Source organism: Psychrobacillus sp. INOP01, assembly GCF_018140925.1.
In the GTDB taxonomy this organism is placed as follows: Bacteria; Bacillota; Bacilli; order Bacillales_A; family Planococcaceae; genus Psychrobacillus.
The window spans coordinates 2,605,792-2,627,725 of record NZ_CP073315.1 but is presented as its reverse complement, the minus strand read 5'-3'; the positions used below and the strand labels follow the sequence as shown (position 1 = coordinate 2,627,725).

22 protein-coding genes and 1 other RNA gene are annotated in these 21,934 nt (G+C 36.1%); 6 read left to right on the top strand and 17 right to left on the bottom strand.

What is annotated here, in order from left to right:
• The first annotated feature begins 579 nt into the window (after window positions 1-579).
• Window positions 580-954 (top strand): SLAP domain-containing protein, encoded by a 375-nt coding sequence (locus tag KD050_RS13240; protein WP_211892816.1) that lies wholly within the window; start codon window positions 580-582, stop codon window positions 952-954.
• A 94-nt stretch (window positions 955-1,048) separates the two neighbouring features.
• On the opposite strand, the gene KD050_RS13235 is transcribed toward KD050_RS13240, so the two are convergent.
• The 3 genes from KD050_RS13235 to KD050_RS13225 form a co-directional block, all read right to left on the bottom strand.
• On the bottom strand, window positions 1,049-2,242 hold the full coding sequence (locus KD050_RS13235) for an MFS transporter (protein WP_211892815.1): 1,194 nt from the start codon (window positions 2,240-2,242) through the stop codon (window positions 1,049-1,051).
• Between the two features lie 9 nt (window positions 2,243-2,251).
• Window positions 2,252-2,662: a MarR family winged helix-turn-helix transcriptional regulator gene (locus KD050_RS13230; RefSeq protein WP_211892814.1), complete on the bottom strand. Its 411-nt coding sequence runs from the start codon at window positions 2,660-2,662 to the stop codon at window positions 2,252-2,254.
• Between the two features lie 457 nt (window positions 2,663-3,119).
• The gene (locus tag KD050_RS13225; RefSeq protein WP_211892813.1) at window positions 3,120-3,968 is read right to left on the bottom strand and encodes a helix-turn-helix transcriptional regulator; all 849 of its coding nucleotides are present in this window, start codon (window positions 3,966-3,968) and stop codon (window positions 3,120-3,122) included.
• 122 nt (window positions 3,969-4,090) lie between these two features.
• On the opposite strand from KD050_RS13225, the gene fabF reads away from it, so the two are divergent.
• Window positions 4,091-5,326, top strand: a complete 1,236-nt coding sequence (gene fabF, locus KD050_RS13220) for a beta-ketoacyl-ACP synthase II (protein ID WP_211892812.1) — start codon at window positions 4,091-4,093, stop codon at window positions 5,324-5,326.
• Between the two features lie 57 nt (window positions 5,327-5,383).
• On the opposite strand, the gene KD050_RS13215 is transcribed toward fabF, so the two are convergent.
• From KD050_RS13215 to KD050_RS13160, 12 genes are all read right to left on the bottom strand, one after another.
• Window positions 5,384-5,545: a hypothetical protein gene (locus KD050_RS13215; RefSeq protein ID WP_211892811.1), complete on the bottom strand. Its 162-nt coding sequence runs from the start codon at window positions 5,543-5,545 to the stop codon at window positions 5,384-5,386.
• A 111-nt stretch (window positions 5,546-5,656) separates the two neighbouring features.
• Complete coding sequence (locus KD050_RS13210) at window positions 5,657-6,907, bottom strand: sensor domain-containing protein (RefSeq protein WP_211892810.1); 1,251 nt, start codon at window positions 6,905-6,907, stop codon at window positions 5,657-5,659.
• Between the two features lie 101 nt (window positions 6,908-7,008).
• Window positions 7,009-7,620 carry an alpha/beta hydrolase gene (locus KD050_RS13205; RefSeq protein WP_211896300.1) on the bottom strand — a complete coding sequence of 204 codons (612 nt, stop codon included), beginning with the start codon at window positions 7,618-7,620 and terminating at the stop codon, window positions 7,009-7,011.
• A 66-nt stretch (window positions 7,621-7,686) separates the two neighbouring features.
• Complete coding sequence (locus tag KD050_RS13200) at window positions 7,687-8,292, bottom strand: flavin reductase family protein (RefSeq protein ID WP_211892809.1); 606 nt, start codon at window positions 8,290-8,292, stop codon at window positions 7,687-7,689.
• A gap of 17 nt (window positions 8,293-8,309) precedes the next feature.
• Complete coding sequence (locus tag KD050_RS13195; protein ID WP_211892808.1) at window positions 8,310-9,248, bottom strand: ring-cleaving dioxygenase; 939 nt, start codon at window positions 9,246-9,248, stop codon at window positions 8,310-8,312.
• A 14-nt stretch (window positions 9,249-9,262) separates the two neighbouring features.
• Window positions 9,263-9,883, bottom strand: a complete 621-nt coding sequence (locus tag KD050_RS13190) for a nitroreductase family protein (protein WP_211892807.1) — start codon at window positions 9,881-9,883, stop codon at window positions 9,263-9,265.
• Between the two features lie 15 nt (window positions 9,884-9,898).
• Window positions 9,899-10,855, bottom strand: coding sequence for a ring-cleaving dioxygenase (locus KD050_RS13185; protein WP_370627077.1), 957 nt, complete (start codon window positions 10,853-10,855; stop codon window positions 9,899-9,901).
• 320 nt (window positions 10,856-11,175) lie between these two features.
• Window positions 11,176-11,781, bottom strand: a complete 606-nt coding sequence (locus tag KD050_RS13180; protein WP_211892806.1) for an NADPH-dependent FMN reductase — start codon at window positions 11,779-11,781, stop codon at window positions 11,176-11,178.
• An 18-nt stretch (window positions 11,782-11,799) separates the two neighbouring features.
• A complete protein-coding gene (locus KD050_RS13175; protein WP_211892805.1) occupies window positions 11,800-12,783 on the bottom strand; it encodes a ring-cleaving dioxygenase in 984 nt (327 codons plus the stop codon).
• A 76-nt stretch (window positions 12,784-12,859) separates the two neighbouring features.
• Complete coding sequence (locus KD050_RS13170) at window positions 12,860-13,285, bottom strand: MarR family winged helix-turn-helix transcriptional regulator (RefSeq protein ID WP_211892804.1); 426 nt, start codon at window positions 13,283-13,285, stop codon at window positions 12,860-12,862.
• 154 nt (window positions 13,286-13,439) lie between these two features.
• Complete coding sequence (cdaS, locus tag KD050_RS13165; protein WP_211892803.1) at window positions 13,440-14,063, bottom strand: sporulation-specific diadenylate cyclase CdaS; 624 nt, start codon at window positions 14,061-14,063, stop codon at window positions 13,440-13,442.
• Window positions 14,064-14,294: 231 nt separating this feature from the next.
• Window positions 14,295-15,731 carry a GntP family permease gene (locus KD050_RS13160; RefSeq protein WP_211892802.1) on the bottom strand — a complete coding sequence of 479 codons (1,437 nt, stop codon included), beginning with the start codon at window positions 15,729-15,731 and terminating at the stop codon, window positions 14,295-14,297.
• A gap of 781 nt (window positions 15,732-16,512) precedes the next feature.
• Here KD050_RS13160 and KD050_RS13155 point away from each other — a divergent pair.
• Genes KD050_RS13155 through KD050_RS13145 form a run of 3 tightly spaced genes read left to right on the top strand, consistent with a single transcriptional unit; the run spans window position 16,513 to window position 19,622 of the window.
• Window positions 16,513-17,799 (top strand): GntP family permease, encoded by a 1,287-nt coding sequence (locus KD050_RS13155; protein ID WP_211892801.1) that lies wholly within the window; start codon window positions 16,513-16,515, stop codon window positions 17,797-17,799.
• A 55-nt stretch (window positions 17,800-17,854) separates the two neighbouring features.
• The gene (locus KD050_RS13150) at window positions 17,855-18,631 is read left to right on the top strand and encodes a 3-hydroxybutyrate dehydrogenase (protein ID WP_211892800.1); all 777 of its coding nucleotides are present in this window, start codon (window positions 17,855-17,857) and stop codon (window positions 18,629-18,631) included.
• A gap of 46 nt (window positions 18,632-18,677) precedes the next feature.
• On the top strand, window positions 18,678-19,622 hold the full coding sequence (locus tag KD050_RS13145) for a 3-hydroxyacyl-CoA dehydrogenase family protein (protein WP_211892799.1): 945 nt from the start codon (window positions 18,678-18,680) through the stop codon (window positions 19,620-19,622).
• A 356-nt stretch (window positions 19,623-19,978) separates the two neighbouring features.
• On the opposite strand, the gene ssrS is transcribed toward KD050_RS13145, so the two are convergent.
• Window positions 19,979-20,173, bottom strand: a non-coding RNA gene (gene ssrS / locus KD050_RS13135) — 6S RNA.
• 104 nt (window positions 20,174-20,277) lie between these two features.
• Between ssrS and KD050_RS13130 the strand changes: the two genes are divergently transcribed.
• A complete protein-coding gene (locus tag KD050_RS13130) occupies window positions 20,278-21,075 on the top strand; it encodes a S1C family serine protease (RefSeq protein WP_211892797.1) in 798 nt (265 codons plus the stop codon).
• Window positions 21,076-21,148: 73 nt separating this feature from the next.
• Here KD050_RS13130 and KD050_RS13125 read toward each other — a convergent pair whose 3' ends face one another.
• Window positions 21,149-21,913: a hypothetical protein gene (locus tag KD050_RS13125; protein WP_211892796.1), complete on the bottom strand. Its 765-nt coding sequence runs from the start codon at window positions 21,911-21,913 to the stop codon at window positions 21,149-21,151.
• Window positions 21,914-21,934 lie beyond the last annotated feature (21 nt).

Below are 21,934 nucleotides of genomic sequence, written 5' to 3'. Positions count from 1 at the left end.
ATAAAGGAATACAAATCTAATTTCTGTCGAACTCTGTCGATGATTATCCGAATTTTCAAAATTAATAGAAATCAACTATTTTTAACATTTTTTTAATAGGTTAATAGTTGCTATTCGCAAAATTATACAACGAAAAAATATTCCACAGAATCGTTGGCACCACTACGAATTGCACAAATAATAACTATTTGTTTATTTATATATATTTTTTGTACTTTTTAAATAAATAAATAATTCTACCCAGTTGTAAAAAGTTTATTTGAACCAGCAAATTCCCAATAATCATTCATTAGTTCTTATTGACTATTAAATTTTTCTTTAAATTTGCTTTAAAGCCTTTTTTTCAAGATATTTTGTTCATAATATGCTTTTTCTGATCATTTAAAAATTGACAGTACATTTTAATTATTAAAACCAATTACCACCAGGTCTTTAGACTCTTTGTTTAATTAAGTCTCATATATGTCGAATAGTATAAAGCTCACTTTGACAAAGTATCTAACCTAAAAGTTGAAAGATTTTACTCTGTGAAGTTCCATGGTATGGTTGAAGGAAATAATTTGTTGGAGGAGTTTATGTATGCAAAAGTTACAATTTGAATCTTCCTGGGAAAAGGCTATTGCTATCAAGGATAGAGAACTAATAACCGATATTTTTCAAAATAGTAATACGGAAAGTGAGCAAAGTATTCGATTGGAGCCTATTTGGGAAGCAATGAATTATAAAGGAGAGGTTTTAGTTACTGTCCTAATCCATAACTTTACGAATACAGTGCTAACCTTTCAAAATCAAAAATTTGTCTATATAGAACAAGAAACAGTTATTGCTGAGCAAATCTTTACTGTTCCTCAGTTAATTATTAAGCCAAAAACTAGTATGCCTTGGACGTTTATCTTCCCGATTGAAAGTTTGGAAATGAAAGAAATCCATGGTAGTGGAAAGTTACAAATGTAAACAAAACTAAAGTAACAGTCCAAAGAATTGCTAGCTACTCAAGTTCAATAGAAAATACGCCTAACGAAAATGATATATCGTTAGGCGTTTTGTTTTACAAGGCTGTTTTTGTTAATTCTTTATCTTTTCTGCCATGTAGTAAATAGTAAAGTGGTATACAAATAATAATTACTACAACCATTGCTACAAAGATTGCACGGTATCCAGTCTCTGGAACGATGAATCCTAAAATGTATGGTCCAATGCCTAATCCGATATCAAATAGTATAAAATAGGTTGCAGTTGCTAAACCGAAACGGTGGGGCTCTGTCACTTTAACCGCGATCGTTTGTGCAACGGAATTAAAGTTACCATAACCAAAACCTATGAATGCTGCTGCAAGAAGTAACATCCATCCTGCGGAAGCTTGGCTAAACAAAAACATGCCTATAGCAAATAGAACTATGCATGGGTAAACAATAATGTTTGCACCTCTAGAATCCATTAATTTACCTGTAAATGGACGGGAGAAAATAATAACAATTGCATAAACTAAGAAGAAATAACTAGCTGCACTAACTAGATTAATGGACTCCGCATAAAACGACAAAAATGTCATAACACCTGAATAACTAAACCCGATGATCAATGCAATAAAAGAAATAGGTACTGCCTTCGGTTCGATAAATTGAGATAAAATGGAGCTTTTTTCTTCTGTTTTATCTGGTAGTTTAATTGGAGGTAATTTTAGCTTCACAGCTGCAAAGAATAATATACAAATTATGGATAAAACTAAGTTCATCGTGAACATGATAGTAAATCCATTGTTCATTTTCATCAGTAGAATCCCGATAAACGGACCAATAGCTGTTGCTAATATAGCACTTAAACTAAAATAGCCAATCCCCTCTCCTTTACGAGCACTTGGCAATATATGAGCCACTATGGTACCCGTTGCTGTACCAATAATTCCAACGGCAATCCCTTGTGCTAATCGGTTAGCCAAAATTACTAGAATACTGTTCGCCAAGAAGTAAAGTCCCGATGTAATTGTAAAGAAAGTTAAACCAATCCATAATATTTTTATAGGTCCCTTTTGTCCGATGAAACGTCCGGCACCAAGTCGCCCCAACAATGAACCAATTATAAATATACTTGATACTAAGCCTGCCGTACTAGTAGAGGCCTCAAATTCCGATTTCGCATAAGAGGCGATTGTTACCATTAATAAAAAGAAGATTAATGTTGCTAAAAAGTTTATAGTTGAAACGACTATAAATTCCTTTGTCCAAAGTTTTTCCTTATTCATCAATTACCACTACTTCCTAATATTTTGTTGCATTTTTTCTAATACCTTTTCCACTATCTCACATTCCTCTTCAGATACGCCTTCTAAAAGCGAAGATTGGAAAGTATGAACAGCCTGTCTTAATTGCTGATATTTAACTATGCCTTCCTCCGTTAAATGCATTACTTTATTTCGCTTATCTGTTCCGTAAACTACGTATATCAAATGTTGATCAATAAGTTTCTGTGCAAGTGCTGTGACAGAAGGCTTCTCGACACTCCAATATAAAGCAATCTCTGAATTTGTCGCAGGACCAACTTCATATATATATCGGATCAATCCCCACTGCGCTTCTGACATCTGAAATGGGCTTAACACTTGCTGTAAACCATTCGCATAAGGTCGATGAAAAATCTTATATTTAACAAACATTGAATACATATTCATGCCCTCCTTTAAACTAATAAATATTAGTTAGTTAACCTAACTAATTAAATAATATTTGTCCATTTTTGTAAAGTGTTTATCTATTCTGTACATTTCAATTGCAGTGCGATTACATATAAAAGCACCCTTTGCATTTCTGATAAGAGTGCTCTATAAACGTCGCTATAATAATCTTATTAAGTAATTTTCTTTTATTTCCCACCTTAATAAAATAATTTTAAACTATCAATGGTGAGCTTTCTCGCTAAAAAATTTCCGAGCATCTGATATGCAGATCAGATCTTCAATTATAGAATGACAATAAAGTTTAATTTTTGATAAAAAATACTTTCGATCCGCCCTTGGGACAAGAGGGTAAAGTAAAGTAAAGTTAACTCTTTTTCCAGTAAAGAATAATCACTTCGTTCAGTAATCAGTATCATTTTGCTGGCGAAATGAAATTACCTTATTATTATTCAGCGGAAATCCTCTTCATTAACCGCTTTAATTTATTTTCTGTTTCTGTTTCCTCTACTGGTGTATAGATACTGCACCGTAAATCCATATCACCTTGAACTTGAAGAGAAGTTAAATTAAACAACATTTTGCCAGCTTTTGCATGTCTGAATTCAATTATCATTTCTGGAGCCTTACTCACTTGACTTTCCTGCCATAAATCCTGGAATTCTGAATGTGAATGACTCATTTCTTCAATAAACTGGTTGTACCATTCATCGCCTAAATAGTGTCCATAATAGGTACGGAAAATAGCAAGAAAACCTTTCGCAAAATGTTCCCAATTGACGGCCAATGCTTTAAATTCTTTTCTAGTGAAAACTAAACGAATCAAATTTCTTTGATTATTTGGTATTTGTTCAAAATCTAAAAAAACATGAGCAGCTGCAGGATTCCAACCCATAATATGGCAATGTCGATCCGTAATGATAGTCGGACAATATGTTAATTCAGCTAATATTCGTTTTAAAGAAGGGCTAAGCTCTGATTGATTCTTTTTTAGATTTGTAATTTCCGATTTTACTTCTAATGCCAGGTTGTATAAGTAGTCTTTTTCATCATTACTTAATTGCAAAGCTGTAGAAATACAATCAAGCACGCTTGAAGATACTTTTATATCTCTTCCTTGCTCTAGCCATGTATACCAAGTGGTACTTACACCCGCTAATTGTGCAACCTCTTCTCTTCGTAACCCAGGAGTCCTTCTCCGTGTTCCGGCAGGCAAACCAATAGACCCTGGCTTAATTTGGGCACGCTTAGCTTTTAAGAATGTTGACAAAGCTTCAAGCCTAGTTTTATCATTCATTTTTAAAACTCCTCATCTTATCAATTTAACCTAGTATTTATTATACCAGGATAAACAATCTCTTGTAATAGGATAATAAGGATGTAAAATACAAGTATATTATTGATTTGGAGGAATGAAAAATGGAAAGAGTTGTGATTACCGGTGTGGGAGTAGTTTCTCCTATAGGAAACAACATCAAAACATTTTGGAACAATTTGATTAACGGGGAGTCTGGTATATCTCTTATCGATACATTTGATGTTACTAATCACAAGACAAAAATTGCAGGTATCATACGAGATTTTGATGCATATGAAATTTTAGGAAAGAATGAAGCAAGACGTTTAGATCGCTTTTCTCAATTTTCTTTGGCTGCAGCTGAACAAGCTTGGGCAGACTCTGAGTTAGATCTCAAACGTATAGACGGAGAAAGATTAGGCGTATACGTTGGTTCAGGTATAGGGGGCCTTGAAACCTTAATTAAAAATATTGATGCGCTTAGACAGAAGGGACCAAGAAGAGTCAGCCCAACTCTAGTACCAGCTATGATTTCTAATGCTGCTGCTGCACAAATTAGTATCAAATGGAACGCCATGGGACCTTCTATGTCTCCTGTTTCCGCTTGTGCAATTGGGAATACAGCTATCGGAGAAGCCTTTAGACTAATCCGTTCTGGAGAAGTTGACGTTATGTTTGCGGGTGGAACAGAGGCAGCTATAACAGACTTATCAATAGCAAGCTTTGGTAATGCTACAGCATTATCAACAAGAAACGATGATCCTACCAAAGCTAGTCGTCCATTTGATGAAAATCGAGATGGATTTGTCATGTCAGAAGGAGCTGGAATTCTAATCTTAGAATCTTTATCTCATGCTTTACGTAGAGAGGCTAAGATTTATGCAGAAGTCATTGGATATGGTGCAAGTTCAGATGCACACCATATGGTAGCTACACACCCAGAAGGTAAAGGGGCATATCTTGCAATGAGATCAGCTTTAAAAAATGCCAATATATCTCCTGAAGAAATTAATGTTATTAGTGCCCATGCAACAAGTACAAAAGTGGGGGATATCTCTGAAACGATGGCTATTAAGCAGCTGTTTGGAAAGCAAGCTTATCAGATTCCAATAACAGCGAATAAATCTATGCTTGGTCATATGTTAGGGGCAGCTGGCGGAGTTGAAGCAATTGCTTTAGCAATGAGCATAAAGGAACAGATAGTTCCTCCAACAATTAACTTAGAAAATCCTGATCCACTATGTGATCTAGATTATGTACCGTCTGTAGCTCGCCAAGTGAAAATAAATACAGGGCTATCTAACTCATTTGGTTTCGGAGGTCATAACGCGGCTATTGTTTTAAAAAAATACGAGTGAATAAACTTTCTCTCGTAAATCTAACCCTTTCCTTTAGAAAAGGTTAGATTTATACAATTAAATGGTCCGATTGTTGAATAGATGACTGGCTGACTGGCAACTACCGTTACCAGTTTCATGAAGTTGCTTATTACTTTCCATAGCCATTGTTGCTAGCACTATACGGGCATGAGCAGGAGCTTGATTTGCTGCTGTTTTTGCTTTTTCAAAGTTTCCCATTTCATCTCCTTAATTAAAATGCATCCATTTATCTGGTTCCCTCTAGATTAATAGATAAACACTATAAGAATGAGTAAATAACAAACCATATTCTATTTGTTAATAAATAATCTAATAAAATTGATAATCATTTCGCTTTGCTTTTGCCAGATACAAGGCTTCATCCGCACTCATGATAAGTGTTTTTGAATCTTTACCGTTTTCCGGGAATACGGCTATTCCAATACTTGATGTCACAACAATTTTTTGATTGTCTAGAAGATAAGGAACTTGAAAGGCTTTATGTAGACGAGACACTATCTCTAACGCTGTATTCCTTTCCTCCAGACCCTTTAATAGGACAAGGAATTCATCACCTCCGATACGGCAAAGAACTTCTTCTTCTCTTACGTTTTCTTTTAATCGATTTGCAAATTGCTTCAATAGTTGATCCCCAACTTCATGGCCTAATGAATCATTTATACGTTTAAATTTATCGATATCGATATACATCACTGCAAGCATATGACCTGCTTTTTCTGCATACTCAACTGCTTGATTAATCTGTTCTGCAAAATAACGTCTGTTTGTTAAACCTGTTAATGGATCATGGAACGCTAAAAATTCAAGTTGTGCTTCGTAATCTTTTTTGGAAGTGATATCTCTCAATAATATTTGTATAACAGATTCACCTTCAAAAACAATCGACATTGCGATAATTTCTACCCATATTATTTCACCGTCGAAACGTAAAAGTTGTTCAACAATTGGTTCTTTTGTAGATATAAGCTGTTGAACTTTAGTTTTAAACGCAGATGGATCGTCTGTCCTAATAAACTGCCAAACAGACTGACCGAGCACATCATGTGCACTTTTGGCACCAACTAAACCGATTCCAGGAGAATTTACAAAAACTATTATTCCATTGCTTTCAACAAAAATGGCATCGGGGATAAATTCGACTAAATTCCGGTAACAATCTTCACTAGCTTGAAGTCGTCGTTGAATATTCATTTGTTCGGAAAAATCTTTATACATACCAACAGCCAAAACTTCCCCATTATTAATGGCACGATAGGAAGCTAATATATCTAAAACTACCCCGTCTTTCCGTTTTCTTTTTGTTACATAGTACGGAATATCATGGCCTTGCTTAAATTGAGTCAATTGTTTCTGATGTTCTTCTGGTGGCATATCTGCAAAAAATGGAAAACAGGAATCTTCGCTAAAATCCGTTTGCTCCCAACCTAGTATTGTTGTAAAGGACGGATTGGCGGAAAGAATTCGTCCATCATATCCAATCGTAAAAATGGCTTCATTCGTATTGTTCCATACAAGTTCTAAAATATTTTTCTCTACAACAGGTTGACTACTAAATTTCATTTATTGTTCCCCCTCAAATAAACGACTTTAAAAAAACTAATCGGATTGGTTACCGATTAGTTTTCAAACGGATTAATAAAACTTCATTTAACCTGTATTATTTAAGAATAATTTTTTTGATACCAGTCTTTAGCAGCTTCCACTTCTGCCATTGTAAGCTGATGTCCTGTATTTACCCATTGAACTCCAACCGATGCATTTGCATCCTCTAATAGTTGTTGTAAATCAACTGATTCTCGTTGTGAACAAATCGGATCGTTTGTTCCTGCAGCGATAAACACTTGGATTCCTGCTAAATCTGGAAGTGTTATACCACGTCTTGGTACCATCGGATGATGTAAAATAGCACCCTTTAGTGCATTTTTAAAATGGAATAGAAGGCTTGCTGCTATATTTGCTCCATTTGAATAACCGATAGCTACAATGTTTTGACGGTCAAATTTATACTCCGTTGAAGCTTCATCTAAAAAATTATTAAGCTCGTTTGTACGGAATATTAAATCCTCCTCATCAAATACACCTTCAGCTAAGCGTCTAAAGAAACGAGGCATCCCATTTTCTAATACATTCCCTCGTACACTGAGCACGGAAGCTTCTGGATCCACAATATTTGCTAAAGATAGCAAGTCATGTTCATTTCCACCAGTACCATGTAATAGTAAAAGTACTGGCTTCTCGGTATTTGTTCCTTGTTTAAAAATATGTTCCATAATATTTATTCTCTCCTTTCAAAAAGGGCTAATTTGAAAAAATAAGTCTCATCTATTAATTGAAGCTCACTATTTAGGTCTTTCTATTGAAAAGATATCTCCAATTTTTGCATAGCTAGTGCCGGCTAAACGACTTACAGCATTTAAACCTCTCGGATCAATCCGTCCATCTTCATAAATTGCTTCATCTATATGAAACAGAACAACTTCTCCAATGAATAAATCACTACCAGGTTCATCTCCACGTAAAGGAATTGCTTGCACTAGTCTGCATTCCATTCGAACTTTTGCTTCCTTTACACCCGGTACAGAAACATTTTCACTTGATATGAGCGTTAGATTGGCCAATTCGATTTCACTTTCTGATGCAGGTAATGAAGCTGCAGTTTCATTGATTTTGACTACATTCTCATCATCCACAATATGCACAACAAATTGCTCGTTATTATAAATATTACGTGCAGTATCTTTTACTCGGCCACCCGACCTTTGGATAGCAAGTGACACCATCGGCGGGTTGGATGAAACAATATTGAAATAGCTAAATGGTGCCCCATTAACAATTCCGTCCTCAGATTGTGTGGTAACGAAAGCAATAGGTCGAGGAATGATGGAACCAATTAAAAGTTTATAATTATCTCGCTCACTATTTTGTTTTGGATCAATCGAAATCAATATGTTAAGCCCCTTTATTAGTCGAGTGGACGCACTTGAATTGGAATTAGTGAATTAACTAATTGCTCACGGTGTTGCTCATATTGTGCTGGTAACATTAACTGAGTCCCCATTGTTTCCAGTGTTTCATCATGTGCAAATCCTGGTGGATCTGTTGCAATTTCAAATAATATTTCCCCTGACTCACGGAAGTACAATGCATTAAAGTAGTTACGGTCTTTCAACTCTGTTACATGTTGACCAAGATTCATGGCATGTTGTTGCCATTCAACATGATCATTATCATCCTTTGCACGCCATGCAATATGGTGGACAGTACCGACACCCACCGCGCCACGTTCTCCAGTAACCATTTTTAAATCTATGATATTACCGATCTCAGCTGGAGCTTTAAAGCGTGTATAATCACCTTCAGTTCCAACTAATTCAAGTCCCATTACATTCGTTAATGTTTTAGCCGTTTCTTCTGGTCTACTTGAGAAAAGTGTTGCACCACCAAAGCCTTTAATCGCAACTTCGGGTGTAACTCCTCCAAATGTCCAAGTGTTTTGTTCACCTTCTGCACGTGCAACAAGTTCTAAATGTAGGCCGTGTGGATCATCAAATTGAATCACTTGTTCCCCAAAACGCTCTGCTTTTTTAAATGGAATCGCAAATGTTGCAAGACGGTTGACCCAAAAACTGAATGATCCTGTTGGCACTACATACGTTGTAACTCCGACTTGACCGTCCCCAATTTGTCCTTGATAAGCATTTGTCCAAGGGAAAAAGGTAATAATTGTACCTGGTTTTCCTCCACCATCTCCAAAATATAGATGGTATGTGCCTGGATCATCGAAATTCACTGTTTGTTTGACTAAGCGTAAACCTAATACCCCTGCATAAAAATCAATATTTTCCTGTGGATGACCAACAATTGCTGTTATATGGTGAATTCCCGCAGTATTTTTTTTCATCATTATTTCCTCCTCTATTTAATAAATTTCACAAATTCATCTACCGGCTTACGATAACCACGTAAACGACGACTACTTATTTTTTCTTTTCCTATTGTAATCATTAACACTACTTCGTGTGTGTTTGGAACATGGAGTAATTCCCGTATCTTGTCTTGGTCAAAGCCAATCATTGGACAAGTATCCCATCCACGGTTTTTTGCAGAGAGCATAAACATCATGGATGAAAGCGATGCGTTTCTAATTGCATCCTCCTTCATAAATTGCTCCCCTTTTTCTTCATAGAATTGACTATTCTCCTGTACCATTTTGTTTAATTCGAAATCTGTAATGATTCCTAAGTCTCTCATTCCTTCATGTAGGCGTTCTGTTTGGCGATAAGCATAACGATCTGCTAATACTAGAATAACTGCCGATGCGCTATGTACCTTGAACTGTCCACTGGCAGCTAATCGAACTTTTTCCTTCATCTCTTCATCTAAGACAACTACATATTCTGTATGTTGTAAGTTAAAGGCTGAAGGGGTAAGCTTTAAATCATCGAAAATGGGTTTTAAATCACTTTCTGTCATCTTCACTTCTTTTAAAAAGTTACTAGCAGATCTACGTATATCTATTAGTTTTGTAAAGTCCATGTCCATTCCCTACCTTTACTCTATTGGTACCAAATTTGCTTCGATTTCTGCTCGCTTGCTTTCTAAAAATGGCGGTAAGTCTAACTCTTTACCTAGGGATTCAATGCTGGAATCCACTGTAAAACCTGGTCCGTCTGTTGCTAACTCAAATAAAATGCCATTCTCTTCTCTAAAATATAAACTCTCAAAATAGTAACGGTCTGTTATTTTCATAACTTCAAATCCAAAATCTTGAATACGCTGGTGCCAATCCCGTAGCTCCTCGCCATTTTTTACACGGATAGCTACATGATGCACACTGCCTTTTCCAGGTTTTTCTTTTGGACCATCTTGCTCCACAATGACAATTTCACCAAAAGCCTGACCTTTTACCGATTGGTAGATAACTTCGTTTTCTTTACTCGAAGCAAGTTCATACCCAAACAGGTTTTCTAACGTATTTGCTAAACTATTAAGTGATTGTACTGTCATTTCCACAGCACCCATTCCCAGAATACGATGCTCCGCTACAACAATTGAATCATCCCAAGACTGCCAATAAGCTGGTACTTCATCGCCATTATTATTTAGAAGGACAAGTCGTAATCCCTCGCAATCTTCAAAGTGAAGCGCGTCACGTCCCGCGTACATGGTCAGCTCTCCATGTTGCACATCGAGTAATTCAAATCTTCTCTTCCAATATATTAGACTGTCATAAGACGGAACAAGTAAGCCAATTCGCGTAATGGCATTTGTTCCTCGTTTCGTTCTTCCTACCATAGGGATTTCAAAGAAAGATAACTCTGTTCCAGCACTGCCTGTTAAATCCCCATAAAACAGATGATACATACTCGGATCATCTTGATTAACCGTTTTTTTCACTCTACGAAGCCCCAGCACTTTTTGATAAAACTGATTGTTTTGTTGCCCCTTTTTTGTAATCATCGAAACATGATGATGTCCTGCTATCTTGTTTATCTTGGTTCCTCCCATTTTCAGTTTGGATAAGTTCTGAACAAAACCTTCAATCTACTTGATAGTGTTTTGTTCAAAATTTATTCGAATTTATTTAGAAAGACAAAATGTACATGCGACATGCACATTTTGCTATTTTTATCAATTACGCCTCGCCGTAATTGCGTCCAGATTTTGAATCGAGCTTGCTCGATTGACTCCTTTCAAAATCTATGACATCCGCCGGAGGCTTTATCTTCCTTCAGCGGGCGTTTGGATACCTGCTGGACAGGATAATAAAACCACATTCATCTCATCACCCACAGAGGTGGTAGTTTTCTGCTGAAAGAAGATAATAATTATTTACGAACTGTATTTAATGCAGTTGTCCAAGGAATAACTTGATCTAACATTTGGTTGACTGAATCTGCTTGAACGGCAGCTGGTTTGAAATCTGTACCGTTTTCGAAGTCTGTAAATAATGATAATGCTGGATGTACACGTACATGTGCTACAAGTAATTCACTTAAAATACCACGTAAATGTTCTGTTGCACGAGCCCCGCCTACTGAACCGTAAGATACGATCCCAGCAGCTTTGTTGTTCCACTCTTCACGTAGGTAATCTAATGCATTTTTAAGTGCACCAGTTATAGAATGATTGTATTCTTGAACGATGAATACGAAACCGTCTTGTTTTGCAATGATTTCTGACCATGCCGCTGCACCTGATGCATCGCCGCCTGCTTCACCTAAAAGTGGTAATTTGTATTCTGCAATGTCGATAATAGTGTAGTTTGCATCCCCACGTTTATCTGCTAATTCTTTTACCCATGCCCCTACTTGTGGACTTACGCGTCCTTCACGTGTTGAACCTAAAATAATACCTATATTTGATTTTGTCATTGTTTTTTCCTCCTCATGTTGTTGTTCTTGTGTTCCAAATAATTTATTTAAAAAACCCATTTTTTCTATTTCACCTCCTTAAAAGTACTCTTTTTCTATGTTAAGCGTGCTACGTACGGTGTCGATCGGTCGCACGGATGCCTCAATTTGTTCGCGTTTCCCTTCAAGGAATGGCGGTAAAGATAAGATTTCTCCTACTGTTTCATAAGGCTCGTCACCCATAAATCCAGGTCCATCTGTTGCCCATTCAAAAAGGATTCCAGGTGCTACACGAGAATATAAAGATTCAAAGAAGAAGCGATCTACATACCCCGAAGTACCGAAACCAGCAGCTTGCATATGGTCAATCCATTCATATAACACTTTCGTGTCTTCCACACGGAATGCTGCGTGATGTACTGTACCGTAACCCTGACGACTAGCTGGCAAGATTGCATTATGTTCCACAATTACTTGTGCACCATTTCCTCCTTCGCCAACTTCAAATAAATGCAGTGAACCTTCTTGTGCGATTTCACGCATTAACATTACTTTTTCCAATACTTCTTTAAAATAATCAAATTGCGCGATACGAATATGAATTGGCCCTAAGCCTGTAATCGCAAATTCCAACGGTACTGGCCCATTTTGCCAAGGTGTTCCAGATGCAATACCCTCATTAAATTCATCAGAAACCAACATATATTGTTGATCATCAAAGTCCACAAATGAAATAGTCTTCTTCCCAAACACTTCTTCAATACCATTATTTTTTACTTCGTACTTATCAAAACGTTTCCCCCAGTATTCAAGTGCCTCATCTGTTGGTACACGGAAAGCTGTTTTATAAATCTCGTTTGTTCCATGTATTCCTTTTGGAATACCTGGGAAATCGAAGAATGTCATATCTGTACCAGCTGACCCTTTATCATCTGCGAAAAATAAATGATACGTCTGAATATCGTCCTGATTAACTGTTTTCTTTACAAGACGCATTCCTAATACATATGTGAAAAATTCATAGTTTTTTTCTGCACTACTTGTTATAGCTGTTACGTGGTGTATCCCTTTTAAATGGTCCATTACGTTTCCCTCCTGTTATTTGTATTGAATTAATAATTCTCAAATACGAGATAATAATCAAAAAAATTTATAATTTTTAAGCAGTATTCTCGACTTTTTTTAATAGTTCTATCATTTTGTTCATATCTGCTTCTGTTAACTGACCAAAGATCTCTTCCATCTTCTTCTCATATGGAGGAAAAATTCGTTCCACAAGTGTCTTCCCTAGAATCGTCAGACTAGCATAAGTCACACGACGATCTTCCGGACATGCTTTACGAACAACAAACTCCTTCTGCTCCAGCTTATCTACCACATAAGTGATACTACTACTTGAAATAAGAGCCTTTTTCCCAATCACTTGAATCGGCTGATCGCCTCTTTGATAGAGTAATTCTAATACAGCAAACTCTGTAGGATTCAATTCATATCTAGCTGCATCTTTTCTAATCACTTCTTGAATCGATTGGGAGGTACGAAGGATAACGGAAACAGCATTCAACTTTATTGGAGCTAGTTCCAATCGTATCACTCCTCTTCGATACCTTTAATTAAAGTATCTTTAATTCGAAATAAATATAACATGAATTCATTTTCGCTGTCAACACTTTAACAAATATTAAAAAAATTATTAAGTCAACCTGCAATTTATGTGACGTTATGTTTACTCACTATAGTCAAATGATAGAGCTAGTCACACTTATAGGGAAAAGACTTCCGTCTATTGAGAAAGAAATAATACCCGACTCCTCTGAAACTACTAGAACTAACGCATCGCATTTTTCCGAGAGTCCTAATGCTGCACGGTGACGGGTACCAAGTTTCTTTCCCCCTGACACTATGTTAGATAAAGGAAGAACGTTAGCTGCGGAATATATTTTATCCCCCCTTATTAACACAGCCCCATCATGTAAAGGATTTCCAGGATAAAAGATGGATTCCAATAATGATTGTGTCAATGTTGCACCAATAGCCGTACCAGCTCGAATTAATGGGTCCACTTGATCCTTACGCTCAATAACGATCAATGCTCCATGTCTCTGATGAGACAAATGCTGAATGCAAGTAGATATTTCCAAGTATTTATCGGTATAAGGGGATAAATAATTATTGAGGTAAAAAGAAGCCGCCATCGTTTCTACTTCTTCAAATTTATCTTTGAGGTCCTTTAGCTCCCCCAAAACACAATAACTATCATTGTTTAATGTTTTTATTCCTTTATCTATCTCAAATGATATACTTTCTAAGCTTTCCGTTAATCGTTTCTTTAGTGGGGTTAAATCAAAAGCTTTGTGAGACATATTAAAGATACCTCGTTTCAGATTTTAGCCACAGCTTACTGGGTACCTTTAACTTTACCCAAAACATATAAAAGCATACTTACATTTTCATAAATTATCTGTCCAATGAAATTATTATCCATGTTTAATTTGCTAGTAACTTCACATATTAACCCCGTTCTATTTTTAGAACGGGGTTAATAGAAATTTATTTAATTTATAATGGATAACAACAAAAACTTTGTTTCTATTTTACACAATACCAAACCAAGTGTAGAGAGCAATAATGACAAAAACAGTTAATGTTTTAATGATAGTAATCACAAATATGTCACCATACGATTGTTTGTGCGTTAACCCTGTAACAGCTAGCAATGTAATAACAGCTCCGTTATGAGGAAGAGTATCCATACCACCGGATGCCATAGCGACAACACGATGCATTACTTCGGGCGGAATATTCGCTACTGCTAACGCCTGATTGAATTTATCCCCCATTGCACTTAACGCTATTCCCATACCACCAGATGCCGATCCAGTAACTCCTGCAAGTGTACTAGTAGTAACTGCCCCGTTAACGAGTGGATTCGTAAAGACACCTGATATTCCGTCACTAATTTTCGCAAAGCCAGGAAGTGCAGCGATAATTCCGCCAAATCCATATTCAGATCCCGTGTTCATAACAGCAAGCAGTGAACCACTAATGCTGTTATTTAGCCCTTCTTTCATATTTTTCGTTACTCGCTTCCAATCAAATGCAAGAGCTGTAATAATTCCTACTACTAATGCAATTTCAACTGCCCAGATTGCAGCGTTCGACGCTACATCAACTGCATATTCATCTAAACCCATGGCAGAAAAATCGAATCCATTTGGATACCAGTTCGGTATAGCTTTAGTTAAATAGCTATTCATAACAGCTACAAGAACAAGAGGAACAAACGCTAAAAATTGTCTTAATACAGATTTATTTAAACTTAAATCAGAGGCAGGATTATTTTCTTTTATAGATTCCTTTTCAGGTACAGTAGCATTTTCACCGTCGAACCCATAATAACCTTCCCCTGCTTTCTTAGCTTGTCTTCTTCTAAACTCTAAGTATGTTAATCCTACAAATAATACAATGATTGCTCCTATTATTCCAAGTATAGGTGCAGCATAAATGTCTGTATTAAAGAACGATGTAGGAATAACGTTTTGAATTTGTGGTGTGCCAGGCAAAGCGTCCATTGTGAATGTAAAAGCTCCTAATGCAATCGTCGCAGGCATAAGTCTTTTAGGAATATCTGCTTGCTTAAACAATTGAACCGCAAAAGGATAAATTGCAAAAACCGCTACAAACAGGCTAACACCGCTATAAGTTAAAATTGAACCCAATAAAATAATCGTCAACATTGCTTGTTTGGCACCTATTAGACGGACAATAGTCTTCGCAATAGACTCAGCAATACCGGACATCTCAATAACTTTTCCGAAAATGGCCCCCAATAGAAAGACCGGAAAATAATTCTTTATAAACCCTACCATTTTTTCCATGAACACACCGGAGTAGAAAGGCAAGATATTAGCAGGATCTATAAGGAAAACAGCCAAAAGTGCAGCTATAGGCGCAAATAATATTACCGAATATCCGCGATATGCAGTAAACATTAGTAAGCCAAGCGCCATTAATATAATAAACAAATCCATAAAAAATTCCCCCAAAATAATTTTATAAGTTGATATCCAACACATCGAATTGATAGTCTTACTGCCCGTTTGCGGGATAAATATTTACTAATATAAATTTATCTTTAATTCTTATATTATTAATTCGAGATAATAATAGTACTTAAAATGTATTTTTGTCAATACATTAAGTTTGCATTCCTGGTACAAAGTATTAGGTACCTGTAGAAGCTCCTATAATTCCTTCTAATATTTTTTTATTGTTTGAATAAATTTAGGTGATCTTTAGAAGACCTTTCAATATAGAATTGATAAACAAATATCTACATGATTCAAAATTCGCCTTATATAGAAGAAACTCGACACAGTGTGAGTCAGCACCTTGTTTCTACCTGTATGTTGAATGCCCCCTCTGTTTCTCCACTTATTAAAACAATTATTAAGGGGATTTTTTTTGGAATGCCCTCCTACATTTAACTTTTTTCAATGTGGTCTATCAAAATAGACTTTATTTCAAAAGCAAAATTATTTTTCTAACTATATCCTTGAATAGTAGTGACTTCACATGATTTCAACGTTTATAGATAAACTATCAAGGAGCTTTGAAAGTAGATACAAACATTTTTGATTGACAAAAGTATATGTAAATAATATTATTATCTCGTGTTCAAGATACTTAAGTTCAAAATAATTGAATTCACAGCATCTGGATAGAACACAATTTAATCGGAAGGAGGGTATGGGTCATTTATTTTGAAGAAACAAAATTATTCATATCACAATTGAAAAGAGGTGATTTCAAATGTTAAGTATAGTTGTTGGTTTAGTATTATTAATGGCTTTAGCTTATCTTGGATGGTCCATTATTTGGGTAGCTCCATTAGCTGCAGGTGTTGTAGCTTTAATGAGTGGATTAGATGTATTTGACACATATACAGGAACCTATATGGATGGATTAGTTGGATTCGTGAAAAGTTGGTTCCCTATCTTCTTATTGGGGGCAATTTTTGGGAAGTTGATGGAAGAAACAGGTGCAGCTAAAGCTGTTGCCCAAAAAGTAACACAGTTAATCGGTAAAAAGAGAGCTATTCTTGGTGTGCTAATAGCTTCTGCTTTATTAACGTATGGTGGTGTTAGTTTATTTGTAGTTGTATTTGCTGTTTATCCGATTGCTCTTGCGTTATTCCGTGAAGCAAATATCACAAGAAAGTTACTTGTTCCCACATTTGCACTTGGAGCTTTTACATTCACAATGACATCGATGCCTGGTACACCACAAATTCAAAACTTAATACCAATGGATTTTTATAATACGACACCAACTTCAGGTCCTGTTATAGGGATTGTCACTACATTAATTATGGCTGTTGGTGGATATTTTTGGTTAGCATTCAGAGAGAAAAAACTTTCCGCTAAAGGTGATCAATTTACGGAACCAGATAAATCAGGGACTAACGAGAAAAGAGAAGAAGAAAAAGTTCCAAATTGGTTCTTATCTTTAGTTCCTCTTATTGTTGTTGTTGTTCTACTAAACATTGTGAAATTGGAACCTATATATGCTTTAATACTAGGTGTACTAAGCATTATGCTTATTAACATAAAGGATTATAAGAAGTTTGTTTTCTCTGTAAACGATGGTGCTAAAGGCTCGGTAATGGCAATTCTGAATACGAGTGCGGCAGTTGGTTTTGGAGCTGTTATAGCGGTAGTTCCTGCATTTGATAACATAACTGAATGGTTACTTAATGTCTCAGATAATCCATTAGTTGCTCAATCTTTGGCTGTTCAAATTATGGCTGTTATTACAGGATCTGCTTCCGGCGGTATGGGAATTGCACTTGGTACACTTGGCGATACTTTTTACAATCTTTCTCAAACTACAGGCATTAGCCCGGATGTGTTCCATAGAATGGCTGCAGTTGCTTCGGGGGCGTCAATACTTCCTAATAATGGGGCTCTTTTAACACTTATTGCAGTTACAGGATTAACCCATAAAGAAACATATAAAGATGTATTTGTGGTAGCTTTTATAATACCTACAATTGCAGTAATCGTCGGTATCATCATGGGTGGTATTGGACTAGTATAAAAATTATTTACTTTAAAAAATATAGATATAAAATTATAACTGGAGGGTTTTTATCATGGTTGAAAATAAAGTAGTTATTATAACAGGATCGGCTCGTGGGATTGGGTTTGAAATAGGAAAGCATTTCGCTGCAGACGGTGCTAAAGTTGTACTTTCTGATATTAATAACGAAGTGTTACAAGAATCTGCTGAATCACTGAAAAAACTTGGCTATGAAGCAATCGGTATCAAAGCTGACGTAACAAGCGAAGAAGAGCTTCAAAATTTAGTTGCTGAAACTAAAAAAACTTATGGTCGCGTGGATATCGTGATTAACAATGCTGGTTTACAACATGTTTCACCGATTGAAGAGTTTCCAACAGCAAAATACGAATTGATGATAAAAATTATGTTAACAGCACCTTTCATTCTTACTAAAACAGTTTTCCCGATTATGAAAGAACAAGGATTTGGACGTATTATTAACGTTGCTTCTATAAATGGATTAGTCGGATTTGCAGGTAAAGCCGCATACAATAGTGCAAAACACGGAGTAATCGGTTTAACAAAGGTTGCTGCATTAGAAGGCGCTGAACATGGTATTACAGTAAATGCGATTGCCCCAGGATATGTAGATACACCGCTTGTTCGTGGACAAATGGCTGATTTAGCTAAAACTCGTAATGTACCCGTAGAGGATGTATTGGCAGAAGTCCTTCTTCCTCTAGTGCCTCAAAAACGTCTATTAGATGTTAGTGAAATTGCTGATTACGCCTTATTCCTAGCAAGTGATAAAGCGAAGAGTGTTACAGGACAAGCTGTTGTTATTGATGGTGGTTATACTGCTCAATAATTCTATAAATAAAGAGATGAATGTTTGATTAAGGGAGGTTTCTATTATGGCAGAGAAAGTTACTGTTTTAGGTGCAGGTACAATGGGTCATGGAATTGCTCAGCTATACGCACAAGCAGGCTATGATGTATCTATGTTCGATATTAAAGACGAGTTCTTGGAAAGCGCAATGACACGAATCTCAGATAACTTGGACATGTTAATCCAAGAAAATTCGATTACAGCATTTGAGAAAGAAATTACATTAAAACGAATTTCTACATCAACTGACTTAAAGGAAGCAGTTAGCGGAACTCGATTTGTCACGGAAGCAGTATCTGAAAATCTAACCATTAAATTTGACTTATTTAAGCAGTTAGAGGAAGTTGTAGAAGACGATACGATTATCGCATCCAATACATCTACGTTTTCCATTCAACAACTATCCGAAGGTGTTCAAAAAACAGACCGTCTAATCATTACTCACTTCTTCAATCCAGCACATTTAGTACCACTTGTAGAAGTCGTAAAAGGTCCAGAGACTTCACAAGATATCATTGATCGCACAGTAGAAGTTTTGAGAAATATCGGTAAGAAACCGGTAGTCTTGAAAAAAGACATTCCTGGCTTAATTGCCAATCGTCTACAAGCTGCACTAGTCCGTGAAGCATTCTATCTTTTAGACAATGGTATTGCGGACGCAAAAGATATTGACTTAGCTATCACAGCTGGTCCTGGATTCAGGTGGGCATTCATTGGACCATTAGAAACTGCAGATTTTGGTGGTCTTGATATTTGGAAGAGCGTCGTAGAAAACCTGGCACCGGTTCTATCTAAAGAAGAGAAAATCCCACAATTTGTTGAAGAAAAAGTTCAAAGTGGAAATCTTGGAACTAAAACAGGTAATGGCTTATTCACTTATTCAGGTAACGATGAAGTTCAAAGAAGAATTACTGAACGTGATGAGAACTTCATTAGATTAGCTAATATTAAAAATAAAAACTATAAATAATTTCATAAATCAATTATGAAACCTAATCAAATATCTTGAAACAAAAAATTAAAGGGAGCTGTCTTGTAGACATGCTCCCTTTTTTTAGATTAAGAAGTTCTTGTTTTTGTCGATTACAAATAGAAAACGTAAACCGAGTTGGTTCCTGAGAGTGAATAATTCCATATTAGATTGAGCGATATGACTGACAACATTTGAGTTTCTTCATCTTGGTATACTTGATATTGACGATTCATTGCTCGTATCTCCTCCATACAGGGTTCACACCAAGTCCCACAAAAGTTCAAGAAAACAAAAAAACACCCTTACCATTCCTGGAAAGAGTGCTCTATAAACGTTGTTATAATAGACTTTTTAAGTAAGCCGCCTTTGCCGTACATTCATTAGAAAGTTTTAAACCACCACTCCTCAAAGTGGGTGTTCGCAGAAACTATCCTGCATGTCCTCATTGTCTTAAAGAGAATAAGGCTTGTCATTCCAGCTCTATATAAAACTCCCTGTTACAGCTTAAAGGTTAAAACTTAATATCCATACGTACAATGCAGCTTATGTTTATATAATATACCCATTTCAATCATTTATCAATGGAAATGATTTCATTATATAATTAGGTATAATAGAAAGTATAAATACGCTGGAATGAGGATGTGATGAAGTGGATAAGAACCAACCTAATGGTGAGCTTGAGGAAATTAGTGATGAAGAATTACAGCTACTAGTTCTGGAAGCACAGCGAGAGGCACTTGAAAAAGAAGCGTTAGAAAAAACGAGGCCAAAACCTAAGCGACCTTTTCCAAGATGGATTTTTTGGACAATGGCTTTCGTCTTGTTCGTCAATACATTTGCGATGATTTTTCAGATTTATTCCATTCCAGCCATTGAATTTATCAAAACCTCCGCCAGGTTATCGGCACAGGAAGATATTGCTCGGTATAAAGAAGCGGTAGTAGTTGTTTTAACGGATGATAGCAAAGGAACTGGATTTTCTATTTCAAGTGAAGGTAAAGTTCTTACCAATTATCATGTAGTAGAGGATAATGACAGCGTAATAGTAGGTTTTCCTGAAGCGGGACGTTTTAATGCAGATGTAATACAAACCTATCCATCTATAGATCTTGCAGTATTGCAGGTGGATGAAGAGGACTTGCCTTTTCTAAAGCTTTCGGAAAACCCATCTTATGAGTTTGGCAATCCTATCACGTTCATCGGCAATCCACTAAAATTTACAGGCATTGCAAATGAAGGATCTTTAATCGATTTTCATCAATTAAGTGATTGGGATGTACCTGTAATGATGATGGAAGCTCCTGTTTATAGAGGAAATAGTGGAAGTCCTGTTTTGAATGAAGAAGGACAAGTAATTGGCATCGTATTTGCCACATTAGATCATGAAGAGCACGGAAGAGTTGGACTGTTTATACCGATTGAGGAATATTATAAAACCCAAAAATGATTGCGAAAAACCCGTTTAGCACTGGAATGCAAAACGGGTCTTTTCATAATGAAATTCCTCAAACATATAATAGTCACTTATCCAGATTCAAATATTTCTCCCGCCAACCAACTCGCTCTTTTTCATTCAATTCGTTTTCTAGTGTTTCATCCCATTGATCAAGGAATGTATTCCAAACTCGGGCGTATAGGAGATCCTCTGATTTGTTGTATATAATAAATTCAAAGCAAGGAACATCATCCACGTATAGTTCAGAGTAGGATACAATTTCAGAAACTACGGTTTGAAGATCACCATCCACTGTTTGCATTCCATTTTCTTGGAGTGCATCTACTAGTACAACATCTTCCCACTTTAACCTCCCCTTTTCCTCTGAGGCATAACGATAGAGGTTCAACATCTCCTCGCCGTCCAATGCAGGTTTTATTTCTCCTTGCAAAAAAGTGCAATGACTTGTGCTATAAAGTAAATTCTGACTCCGAGCATCTAGTTCTTCTTCAAATATTCCGTCCTCAAGTTGTTTTATACCTTTTTCTGTTAGCGTAAATACCTGGTCTTTTATTTCGATTAAACGAGTTCTCTTCATAATATTAATTAAGTCTTCCATAAATAGCTGCTCCACAAGCAGTAATTCACTGATTTGCTTAGCACTTGTCAATTTTGCTTTTTGACAAGTTATCAACATCATTTTCATTAAAACATCCATTTTTATGCGCTTAACAGGTTTGTATTCCACTTCAATTGTATGAATTGGAATCGTCCATGCAGTGGATGAAACTATCTTAGCTTGTATATTTTGTTGCAATTCTATTTTTAAACGTTTTTCTAGTTCCATCATTTTATTATACTCCTATAAGAA